This window comes from Gordonibacter sp., from assembly GCF_036667095.1.
Lineage (GTDB): Bacteria > Actinomycetota > Coriobacteriia > Coriobacteriales > Eggerthellaceae > Gordonibacter.
Window position 1 is genome coordinate 1 of sequence record NZ_JAVWUP010000080.1, and the last position, 11,124, is coordinate 11,124.

Below are 11,124 nucleotides of genomic sequence, written 5' to 3' on the forward strand. Positions count from 1 at the left end.
AGCGCCGGCCTGTCACGTCGGAGGTCGCGAGTTCGAGTCTCGTACATCCCGCCATTGAACTTAGAATCACCGGACCTTGTCCGGTGATTTTGCTTTTCTGCTCCCTCTCTGGAAGGTCCTCGGACAAAAGCGGGCTTATAAGCCTACAACGTGGGTCTCGTTACTAATCGTGATTACTTCGATATGGCTCGCTAAAATGAAATTCGCTCAGCGCAGAGAACCCCTCGCGTGCCAAAAATCGCCGCTGCGAAGCGGCCCCGGAGTAACGGGGGCGCACGAGGCTCCCCTGGTGGACTCCTCATGGGCGCGGGCATCGGGGCCGCGGAGCTCTTCGGCGGGACCGCTCTCGGCGGATGCGCGCCGAAGAACAAGGCCGACGCGGCGGCGAACGACGGCGCCAAGAGCGCGCAGGGGCCGCCCTGAGCGCCGAAGGGCCTTGGGACGAGGGAACCGACGTTCCGTGGTGGGCTCGGGCGCAGCGGGTGTCGCAGCGGCGCTCACGGCCGTCAGCGCTGGTCGATACGCATGGCGCTCACGGCCGTCAGCTCTGGTCGATACGCATGACAGAGAGGACGCGCAGCTCCTCGCTCGATTGGCACGGTGCCGCGTCGTGCTGCGATGACGGGCCGGAGGATGCTGCAACCACCGTAAAGCCAGAACCGCTGCCGCCCTCCCGAGCAGTGTTATACTCCTCGATGCTCGCCTGCAGCAACACATCAGGACGCAACGAACCGGTAGGCTTGGCCTCCAGCGAGAACGTGACCACCGAACCTGCAAGCTCCACGTCGCCCACGATGAAGTCGGGTACCTGCAGCACCTTCTCCTTCTTCTTGCGCACGACGGTGATCTCGTCGGGCAGGGGAAGCGCGGACGGCGCACACGACAGCAGCACCCGGTAGGTGCTCACCGGGTACGCCACCGAAGCGGCAGGTGCTCCGGCTTCGATATACTGGCAGCTTTTCACCATGAGGTCGGGGGTGCTCGCCGCCTGCAGCGCATCGAGTGCCTGCTCAGGAGGCACATAGCGCACGAGCTGCAAGTCGAATACCTCCCTCAAACCCCCGACCCCCACAGGCAGTGCAGCACCGAAGGCGATCTTCATATGCGGGGAGAACCCTTGGCTGATGGCGAAAGGCAGCCCCGCACGCCTCACCGCGCGTTCAAGCGCGCGGGCCACCTCCAAATGGGACAGCAGCGCCAAGCGCCCTTGCTTGCAGAACGTCGCCCGCAGGCGGAAGTTGCGAGGATCAGGCATCGTTGGCCTCCTGCCCGTCGGGATCGGCTCCCCCGCACGCTACCGCGCCTTCCAGCTCGGCTGCCGCAGCCTTGGAACTGCCGGCATCTACCGCACCGTCACGTCCCAGGGAATCTTGCGATACAAGGCCTTCCGGTCGCTCCTGCCCCGCACACGACGTACGAGGCGCTGCCAGCTCGTTCTCGGCATCGAGCGCGGGGCACGCGCCGCATGCGGAGCAGGCATCGAACGTGCAGTCGGGTGTAGTGCGCCCCTCCTCGGCAAGCCGCCGCTCGCGCGCGAGGAAGCGCGTCGAAACGCCGGTGGAGATGTGGTCCCAGGGCATCACGCGGCCAGGCAGGTAAGTCGCCTGCGCAATGGCCTGCGCTTCGATGCCTGCCTCAGCAGCCGCCTCGCGCCATGCTGTCTCGCTGAAGCACTCCGTCCAGGCATCGAAGCGCGCGCCACGCCTCCAGGCGGCCTCGATCCAAGCGGCAGCCTCGCGGCCGGCGCGGCTCATAACAGCCTCGATGGAGCTGGTCGCGGGGTCGTGCCAGTGCACATCCACAGCCCGGTACCTCACGCTGCGGCGCAAGATGCCCACACGGCGCAGTGCCTCCTCAGGCGGTATCTGACCATCCCACTGGAAGGGCGTCTGGGCCTTCGGTACGAACAAGGCGCACGAGATGCTCACGCGCACGTTGCCGCGCTGCTCGGGCGCTACGGCAGCCTTGGCACGGTCGTAGGCGCGCATCGCCAGGCTGGCAATGCCCTTGATGTCGTCGTCGGTCTCGGTGGGCAAGCCTATCATGAAGTACAGCTTACAGCGTCGCCATCCGGCCGCGAACGCCGCATCGAGTGCGCCGAACAGGTCGTCTTCGGTGACGTTCTTGTTGATGACGTCGCGCAGGCGTTGTGTTCCCGCCTCGGGGGCGAACGTCAGCCCGCCCTTCTTCTGCCCCGCCACCAGGCCCGCCATGCCCACGCCGAACGAGTCCAAGCGCTGGGACGGCACCGAGATACGCACGCCCTTGCCCTCGCCAGCGCGATTCAAGCGCGTGAGGATATCGGCGATCTGCGAATGGTCGGTTGAAGAAAGCGACGTCAAGCTAACCTCGTCGTAGCCCGTCTGGGCAAGACCGCACGTCACCGACTCGACCACGTTGTCGGCCGAGCGCTCGCGCACCGGGCGATACATCATGCCTGCTTGGCAGAAACGGCAGCCGCGGGAGCAGCCGCGCAAGATCTCGACGTTCAGGCGGTCGTGCACCACTTCGGTGAACGGCACCACGCACGGCTCCCAGCCGGAGCTCTCCGCAAAGCCGCGGAACAGGCACTTGTCGATGCGCACAGGCAGGCCCTCCTCGAGCGGCTCGATCCACGAGCCTGCCTCCTGGGCCTCGTCCTCTTCGCGCCAGCGGTACAGCGACGGCACGTACCAACCGGGCTCGCCGGCCAGCGCCCGCAGGATAGCGGCGCGCGTCGCACCCGCCTCGCGCAGGCGGCGGATGAGCGCCAGCCCTGCGGGCAGCGCTTCCTCGCCCTCTCCGATGTTAAAGGCATCGAAAAACGGGGCGTAGGGCTCGGGATTGTACGCACACGGGCCTCCGCCCAGCACCAGCGGATCGTCCTCGGCCCGTTGGACCGCATGCAGCGCGATGCCGGCGAGGTCGAGCGTCTCCAGCACGTTGGTGGCCGCCAGCTCATGGGGCAGCGTGATACCCACTGCATCGAACTCGGCAACCGGCGCGCAACTCTCGATAGAGAAGAGCGGCAGGTTCGCCTCTCTCATGATGTCGCAGAACTCAGGAGCCGGCAAGAATGCACGCTCGGCCGCCATGCTGTCCTGTGCGTTCACCGCGTTCACGAGAATGCGCACCGCCTGGTTCGCCTGACCCAGTTCGTAGGTGTCGGGGTATACCATGCAGAAGCGAAACGTCGCCTCGGGCTTGTAGATGCAGCCCCACTCGCGGTTGATGTAGCGCGCGGGACGTTCCGCGCGCCCAAGCAGCGCCTCCAGGCGCGGCCAGAGATCCGTCATCGGGTTCGACCTTCTTTCGTGAGGGGTGCGCGCTTAGCGTGCCGTGGGACGGGAGCTTTTGAGGTGCCCGCGCGCCGCATCGAAGACAGAGCGTGCCGTGGTCTTGGCCACGGTGCCCGCATCGACGCCAGCCGCCTGGGCTCCTGCCTGCACAACCGAGCTCGCGAACGGAACAGCGGCATCGGCGGCTGTACGGGCAGCGCCTTTGACCTTAGATGCAGCCGTACGCGCAGCACCAGCAAAGCGGCCTCCCGCCGAAGGAGCAACCGCAGGCATAGGAGCGCCCTCGCCACCCGTCATACACTCGCGGGTCTCTTCGGCCAACTCCACCGCCTTGTCGCGGGCACGGACCACCACGTTCGCCAAACCGGCGATATTGCCGCCCCCTTCGAAGTACTCGATGGCGGCACGGCCCATGGCCTGCGTACCCGAGTAGCCGATGGCGGCCTTGATGGCCCACCCCAGCGCCGGGATGATCGCAACAACCTGGCGGGCTACCGTACGCAAGGCGAACGCGCCGCCCACCACGGCGGCAAGTTCCTTCACGCGCTCGGCGCTCATGGGCTCGCCGTAGGCAGCTGCGATCTGCAGCAGCATCTTCGCCTGGTTCAGCGTCATGATGGGAAGGTCGGCTCCAGGAATGAACATGACCAAACCGATACCCGCATTCTGCACGGACGTGGCGTTCACAGCATCGACCGACAGCGGACGGCGCACGAACGGGAAGGCCAGCGCGAACGCCAAGCGCTTGGGACGGCAGGCCTCGACGACCCACTCGCCCATGCGGCGATCGAGCGATGTCGCAGCGCGTTCGTCCAGAAGGTAGGGCTCCTCAGCCGAAACGGCCTTGCCACCCGTACGGGCCGGCAACGCATGCGACGCACGTGCAGGGCTTTCGGGAGCGACGATATCGGCCTCCGGAATGGGATGGCCCTGAGCATCGGCGATCTGGGCAACCAGCGCGGGCATGGTTGTAGCCACCATGACCGGCACGCCCACCGCATGCAGCTGCCCTACATAGGACCCCACATCCGGGCAAAGCCCGGCAACGATCACGGCCATGTCGTCGCCCTCGAAGGGCGCGAACGGACGGCCGTCCAAATACAGCAGGGACACGCGTGCCGTAGGGCTTGCGCTGGCAAACGCGCTGCGCACCCGTGCGACAGAATCGCCGGGCGCAGTATCGTCGATATACACGCTCACTGAAAGGGGGGTTTTTCGTGCGTCGTCGATATTGGTGGCCTCGTCAATGACGGCCTTCACGTCAACGGGTAGTTGCATAGCTGCCCTTCTTCCCACTCGCACCGTTATGGGCCCACACCGAGCCGATAAGCCCCAGCATCGCGAAGTTCACGACCATGAACGACGACCCGTAGCTCATGAACGGCAGCGGTATGCCCGTGATGGGCATGAGCCCGCAGGTCATGCCAATGTTCTCAAGAATCTGAAACAGCCACATGCCCACCACGCACATCACAATGAGCAGGCCAAACAAATCGCCGGCCGTAGCAGCTATGCGGAAGCTTACCAAAACCAGGGAGAGGTAGAGGGCCAGCAGCACCGCTACACCGAAAAACCCGAGTTCTTCAGCCAGAACGCAAAAGATGAAGTCGGTGGGCGCCTCGGGCAAAATACCCAGCGCATGCTGGGAGCCCTGCAGGTACCCCTGTCCGAACAGCCCGCCCGATCCGATGGCTATTTGGGCCTGCTTGAGGTTGTAGCCGTCGCCCGTGGGGTCGGCATCGGGGTCCAAGAACACGAGCAGGCGGCTGCGCTGGTAATCCTTCAGCAGCTTGTACTCGCCCGACGAACCCTTGATGACCTCGTCGATTGCAAACACGCAGGCGATGGCGATAACGCCCGCCAGAAGCGTGAGCAGCAAAAACTTCGGCCGCGCGCCGCCGACAACCAACGCCACGGCAGCGATAAACAGATACACCAGGCCCGTGCCCAAGTCGGGTTGCGTCATGATGCACACGAAGGGGATCAGCATAATGCCGAGCGCTTTGAGATACTCGCGCGGGTCGTCCAGCTTGCCGCCGTAGCGCGCCACAACGCTGGCATCCAGCAGGATGACCGTGACCTTCGCAAACTCGCCCGGCTGTATCTGCGTACCGATGTTGATCCACGACTGGGCGCCTTTGGCCTCCACGCCGATAAGGGGCAGGTGGGGCGACAGGATGAGCACGACGTTCACGATAAGGAACAACGTGGTGAACTCCGAGAGCCTGCGATAGTCGAAACGCCAGATGACGATCATGACCACGAGCCCCGCCGCCACGCCGGCAAGCGAGCGGGAGAACGAGTAGTTCTCGTTGTTGCTCACGGCCGAATACACCACTATCAGCCCATAGCTGAGCAGCAGCGCGGCAACGATGATCAGTGGGAAATTCAAGGCAGGGAACCTGCGCGAACGCGTGGCGTCTACGACGGCCTTGTCCGGTGCCTTCACTGAGTTGATCTGCGGCGGCTGTGCCATAAGTCCCCCTTCCTAGTCTGTACGTCCCGAACTGCCCGAACCGGCCAGCTCTTGGGATTTTCCGGTAGAACCCGCGACAGCGCCCACATCGGCAAGCTCGCCTGAGTCGGCTGCCAACGCAGCGGCCAGTATTTCGGCACCCAGCGGCGCGCCAACGGCTGAACCGCCACCGCCCTGCTCCACTACACAGGCCACCACGTACTTGGGGTCGTCGATCGGCGCGTAGCAGGCGAAGAAAGCGTAGTCCTCCTTGTTGGCGACCTCGCCGGTACCCGTCTTGCAGGCGACCTTGGCGGGATCGAGGCCGAACCGGATAAGCGTCGCCGACGTATCGGCGTTATCGGTGGCCACGCCGTTCAGCGCATCGCGCACGATGGCTAGGTTCTCCGGCTTCACATCGGGTGTTCCGATAACCTGAGGCTCGAACGTGGCCGCCACGTCGCCTTCGGCGTTGCGAACCTCTTTGAGCAGGTGGGGCTTCATCAGGTCGCCCGTGGCAAGCGCGCCATAGGACACGGCAATCTGCAACGGCGTGACCAGCACGTCGCCCTGGCCGATGACCATGTTCGTCATATAGCCGCCCTTCCAGGCGCCCTCCATAGGATAGTCCTTGAAATGCTCGGCCCGCCACGCAGGCGTAGGCACGCGGCCCGCTTCCTCGGCTTCGAGATCGATGCCGCACGTCTTACCGAAACCGTACTTCTCGATCTCCTCCTGCATGGCCGTGTCGCTGAGACTTCCGCCTTGCGTTTTGCCTGCCTCGAAGAAGGCTTTGCCGATATCGTAGAACACAGTGTCGCATGACTGCACGATACCGCCGCGGAAGTCGATCGTGCCGTGCCCGTTGTGGTTCCAGCAGTCCTGCCAGTCCCCCGAGCCGAAGCCGTCCCACGAGCCGGTGCAGGTCCAGGTCTTCTTCGTATCGGCGAAGCCGTAGGCGAGCGCCGCCAGACCCGTGAACGCCTTGTAGGTGGAAGCTGCAGGATACCTGCCGGATATGGCGCGATTGAGCAGCGGCTCATACGATTCCTTGGTGCTGAACAAATCCCACGTCTCCTGCGAGATGCCGCCGATGAACGTCTCGGGCGAGAACGTGGGATAGCTGGACAGCGCCACGATGCCGCCGTCGCGCACATCCATGACCACCGCCGCGCCCGCACAGCCCTTGCCCGTGCCGATCGTGCCGTCTTTAGGGGCGATGAGCGCAGCCAAGGCCTTGTCAGCCACGTACTGCACCGGAGCCTTGAGGGTAAGGTACACATCCGAGCCACGTGTGGGCTGCGTCTCACTGGTTATCTCGATGACGTTGCCGTTCGTGTCGGCCACGACCGTCTGCAGCCCGTGGTCGCCGGCCAAAAGGTCGTCGTACCACTTTTCGATGCCGCCTTGGCCCACGTCGTCGCCCGAGGCGATCTTGCGCCCATCGACGACGTTCTTCATCTGGCCATCCGTGACCGGTCCCGTATACCCCACCGCATGGGCAGCCAGTGCCCCGTAAGGGTAGGAGCGCACGGTGCGCGTTTGAATGTACACATGGGGGAACGCCTCGGTGTGCTCGGAGATGAACGCCACGTCGCGCAGGCGCACGTCGCTCGCCACCACGCGCTGGCTCTGGGCCCCCGCCGTGGCATCCTGGATACGCTGGCGCACCACGTTGTACGGCACGCCCAGCACGGCGGACAGGCGCTGCACCACATCGCGGTCGTCGGCCACCGAGGCATCGGCCACCACAGTGAGCGAAGGGCGGTTCTTCACGATGGCCACGCCATCGGCATCGTAGATATAGCCGCGCGGCGCGGGCGTGTACATGGTGGTGTACTTGTTCTTCTGAGCCTCGCTTTTATAGGACTCCCCCGCCATCACCTGCATGCTCCACAGCCTTACCCCCAGCGAGCCGAAGATAGCGGCCGCCAACACACCCATGGCGGCAAAGCGCGAGGTCAAGCCTTCCGAAGGCGTCCTGGAGGAAGGCTGGGACGAGCTGACGCGCGGGGCTGCCATGCTTTTGCCCCCGGCGCGGCTTCCTGCTCCGAGCGTGGAATGCACGCCGACATTGCCGACAGAGCGCACGTCTTTCTTCTGACCTGCATAGGGCGTCTTCGTGCGGCCGCGAACAACGAATACCACAGCGATAACGGCAATGGCGACAACGAGCGCAACGGCTGCTGCGATAAGGGCTGCAATCATGGCAAACCCCCTAGCGCAAACGCGTCGTGCCGGGCTGGGCAGGTGCCGTAGCCGACAAGAGGCGCGCGGCGAACGGATAGAGGATAAGGCCGATGACGCAGTCATAGAGCGCGCAGGGCAGCGCACGATACAAAAACGCATCGAGCGCACCGGCATGGTAGCCGAGAGCGAGCAAGAACCCGCCGTGCAGCATCTCAATAGCCAAAGCAGACACCACGAAGATGAGCAGCGGCATGAACAGCGTGTCGTTGTCCAATGCGGCGAAAGCGCGCGATGCCGCAAATGCCACCAGCACCAGCAGAAACGCCATAGCGCCCACAGGACTGCCCGAGAACAGATCAAACGACAGCCCCAGCACAAAGGGCAGCACCGGCCCGGCCGTACCCGGCCGTACGATAGCCACCAAGAGCGCATAGACCATGACGAAGTTCGGCATAGCTGAGAACAGGGCGATATTAGGTGCAATGACGATCTGCGCAAGCACCGCAAGAACGGCGCCCACAACGACGGCAATGCTGTCGCGTGTCATGCTCATGCCCCACCGCCTCCTTGCGCATCGCCGGCGTTGCCCGTTGTCGTTCCTGACGACTGCCCATCCGACGAGTCGGCGGCAGCGCCCAGTCCCTTGACCACGATTACTTCCTCAAGCGCGCTCGTGGCATCGTTCGGCGACACCACGATACGGCCCGTTGCATTTCCCTTGCCCTGATCGACCCGCACGACCGTGCCGATGATCAAGCCGCGCACGTAGCTGCCGCCCAAGCCCGACGTCACAATGACGTCGCCGGGCTGCGGGGTGTTCGCCTCGTCAACGTTCTCTAGGTACAGCAGCCCTTCGAGCGAGCCGCGGACAATGCCCTCGCCGCGGTTGCTCTGGATCATAGCCGCCGCGCCGGACTGCGAGTCGGTGAGCAGGCGCACGTCGGACGTGTGATCGTAGGTGCGTACTACCTGACCAACCACACCTGAGGAACCCATGACGGTCATGCCGCTCTCGATACCGTCGTCTTTGCCCACGTCGATAGTCACCGTCTGGTTCCAAGCCTCGATACTGCGGCCCACCACGCGCGCCGTCACGCCGTCGATGGCGGACGAATCCTTCAGTTTGAGCAGTTTCTGCAAACGCTCGGCTTCCAGCTTATACTCGTCGGCCTGGGCCAGTCGCTTACGCAGTTCCTCGTTGCTCTCGCGCAGACCGGAAAGCGTCGATTCGTCAGCTGTGAAGTTCTCCAAGCCCTCGCCCGCGCTCGATGCGCCCGCATTGACGGCAGCACCGGCGAACTTGAACGGCGTTGCAAGACTGCCGACGACGCCCTGGACCGTATGCAGCGGCCCGTCCTCGCCTTCGCGCGCATAGAGCGTGACTAAGGCGAGCGAGGCCGCAAGCAATACGACGAGAAGCACCCGCCTAAGCGTTGCCGATCCGCTCTGTTGAAAGTTAAGGGCCATACGGAAAGGAAGCGGTCCTTACTTCGATCGCATGAGGGTCTGCTTGAGCGCCGTAGGCGTCTCGAGCACCTTGAGGCAACCCGTAACCACGTTGGTCAGCGCCGTCTCGCTTACCCATACCGGAATCTCCAGCTTGTCGGTAAGGTAGCGGTCGAGCCCCGCAAGCAGGCCACCGCCGCCGGTAAGCAGGATGCCGTTTTGGATGATGTCGCTGGCAAGGTCGGGGTTCGTCTTCTTGAACGTCTCCTTGATGTGCACGACCATTTCCTCGCAGGGGGCGATAAGCGCCGCGCGCACGTCCTCGGACTGGATGGTCACCTCTTTAGGCTGTTCGGTGATGACGTCCTGGCCGGAGATGATCATGTCGCGCTCGCGCCCGTCTTCGAAGGGCAGGATGGAGCCGATCTTGATCTTGATGATCTCGGCCGTGCGCTCGCCGATCTTGATGCCCAAAAGGTCGCGCAGGTGCGTGGAGATAGCCTCGTCCATACGGTTGCCCGCCAGACGCAGCGAAGAGGACGTGACGATGCCGCCCAGCGAGATGACAGCCACTTCCGTAGTGCCGCCGCCGATGTCCACGACCATCGAGCCAGTAGGCTCGGTAACGGGCAGGTCGGCACCCATGGCAGCCGCCATGGGCTCCTCGATGAGATAGGCCTGGCGTGCGCCCGCCTGGATGGACGCTTCGAACACCGCACGCTTCTCCACCGAAGTGGCTCCGCACGGGATGCAGATGACGATACGGGGCTTCGCCTGCCACGGGTACTTGCGCACCGCGGCCTTATTGATGAACGCCGACAGCATAGCCTCGGTCACGTCGTAGTCGGCGACCACGCCGTCTTTGAGCGGATGCTCGGCCGAGAACGCCTCCGGCGTATGGTTGATCATGTTCTTCGCCTCGTGGCCGACCGCGAGCACGCGGTGCGTAGCCTTCTCGATGGCGACGACCGAGGGCTCGTTGATGACGATACCCTCGCCCGTAATGGCGACCAGTGTATTGGCAGTTCCGAGATCGATGGCCATGTCCGTCGACATTTGGCCGGTCAGACCCGAAAAGGCATCTAAAAAGGACATAGAGGCAAACCCCTCGATTCGCGATTCCAAGTAAAGTCGCATTCTAGCACAGGCCCATACGCCCTATAGAAAATTCACGAGGGACACACCCCGGCCGGAGAAGCGCGCGAGGTTACACGAGCCGGTTTTTCAAAACGCAAGACGTCACGGACACTTTATGCCCGCTTTGACTGAACTTCCGAGATACTGCTTGTTGTAAACGTCCATTTTCGAGTATTCGCAGATGCGCTCAATGTGCCTGTATAGATATGCATTTCGTCAGCATACACGCCAGCCCTAAAAGACATGGCTCGGTCGAATGCTTCCGCGTCCATCATCACGCGTCCATCACCACAATAGAAGAGGAACCGTTCCTCGTGACATACAAGGGCTCTTGCGTGTTCTTCAATTCACGGATGAGTGCGGATTGATTGCGAGTAAACTCAGAAATCGACTTAACGGCAGGCATACGATTCTTCTTCCAAACAAGCCTCATGATACTATTTCAAAAACTTCAAAGGTGAGTTAACGATACATTTGCAAATTGAAGACGCCCAGAACCTTAGACGCACGAAGCCGGACAATGATGCGTCCGGCTTCAGTTGGAATACGTCAACAGCAAAGTTTAATGCACACTACAACTCAGGCAGGGATCGTAGGCGCGCACCAGCTTCTCGATCT

General features: G+C 63.2%; 8 protein-coding genes. All 8 read right to left on the minus strand.

The annotated features are described in order from the left end of the window. Positions 1 to 541 precede the first annotated feature (541 nt). The 8 genes from RR842_RS08405 to RR842_RS08440 are packed head-to-tail and all read right to left on the minus strand — an operon-like array spanning position 542 to position 10,464. A complete protein-coding gene (locus RR842_RS08405) occupies positions 542 to 1,255 on the minus strand; it encodes a TIGR03936 family radical SAM-associated protein (protein WP_332729455.1) in 714 nt (237 codons plus the stop codon). Further along, positions 1,248 to 3,275 (minus strand): TIGR03960 family B12-binding radical SAM protein, encoded by a 2,028-nt coding sequence (locus RR842_RS08410; protein ID WP_332511672.1) that lies wholly within the window; start codon positions 3,273 to 3,275, stop codon positions 1,248 to 1,250. Before RR842_RS08410 ends, RR842_RS08405 begins: the two co-directional genes overlap by 8 nt. A 33-nt stretch (positions 3,276 to 3,308) precedes the next feature. Then, complete coding sequence (locus tag RR842_RS08415) at positions 3,309 to 4,556, minus strand: hypothetical protein (protein ID WP_332518381.1); 1,248 nt, start codon at positions 4,554 to 4,556, stop codon at positions 3,309 to 3,311. Beyond that, positions 4,540 to 5,754 carry a rod shape-determining protein RodA gene (rodA, locus tag RR842_RS08420; RefSeq protein WP_332511670.1) on the minus strand — a complete coding sequence of 405 codons (1,215 nt, stop codon included), beginning with the start codon at positions 5,752 to 5,754 and terminating at the stop codon, positions 4,540 to 4,542. The genes RR842_RS08415 and rodA overlap by 17 nt, the downstream gene beginning before the upstream one ends. A gap of 12 nt (positions 5,755 to 5,766) precedes the next feature. After that, positions 5,767 to 7,941 (minus strand): penicillin-binding protein 2, encoded by a 2,175-nt coding sequence (gene mrdA, locus RR842_RS08425; RefSeq protein ID WP_332729456.1) that lies wholly within the window; start codon positions 7,939 to 7,941, stop codon positions 5,767 to 5,769. Between the two features lie 10 nt (positions 7,942 to 7,951). After that, positions 7,952 to 8,476, minus strand: a complete 525-nt coding sequence (gene mreD, locus RR842_RS08430; protein ID WP_332511668.1) for a rod shape-determining protein MreD — start codon at positions 8,474 to 8,476, stop codon at positions 7,952 to 7,954. Continuing rightward, entirely contained in the window at positions 8,473 to 9,390 is a 918-nt protein-coding gene (gene mreC, locus RR842_RS08435; protein WP_332553357.1) for a rod shape-determining protein MreC, read from the minus strand. Before mreC ends, mreD begins: the two co-directional genes overlap by 4 nt. 18 nt (positions 9,391 to 9,408) lie before the next feature. After that, on the minus strand, positions 9,409 to 10,464 hold the full coding sequence (locus RR842_RS08440; protein ID WP_332511666.1) for a rod shape-determining protein: 1,056 nt from the start codon (positions 10,462 to 10,464) through the stop codon (positions 9,409 to 9,411). Between the last annotated feature and the right edge of the window lie 660 nt (positions 10,465 to 11,124).

Bases quoted from the DNA above. Each gene is read 5' to 3' on its own strand.
- RR842_RS08440 (WP_332511666.1), bottom strand. From the start codon at position 10,464: ATGTCCTTTTTAGATGCCTTTTCGGGTCTGACCGGCCAAATGTCGACG.
- mreD (WP_332511668.1), bottom strand. From the start codon at position 8,476: ATGAGCATGACACGCGACAGCATTGCCGTCGTTGTGGGCGCCGTTCTT.
- mrdA (WP_332729456.1), bottom strand. From the start codon at position 7,941: ATGATTGCAGCCCTTATCGCAGCAGCCGTTGCGCTCGTTGTCGCCATT.
- RR842_RS08410 (WP_332511672.1), bottom strand. From the start codon at position 3,275: ATGACGGATCTCTGGCCGCGCCTGGAGGCGCTGCTTGGGCGCGCGGAA.
- RR842_RS08415 (WP_332518381.1), bottom strand. From the start codon at position 4,556: ATGCAACTACCCGTTGACGTGAAGGCCGTCATTGACGAGGCCACCAAT.
- rodA (WP_332511670.1), bottom strand. From the start codon at position 5,754: ATGGCACAGCCGCCGCAGATCAACTCAGTGAAGGCACCGGACAAGGCC.
- mreC (WP_332553357.1), bottom strand. From the start codon at position 9,390: ATGGCCCTTAACTTTCAACAGAGCGGATCGGCAACGCTTAGGCGGGTG.
- RR842_RS08405 (WP_332729455.1), bottom strand. From the start codon at position 1,255: ATGCCTGATCCTCGCAACTTCCGCCTGCGGGCGACGTTCTGCAAGCAA.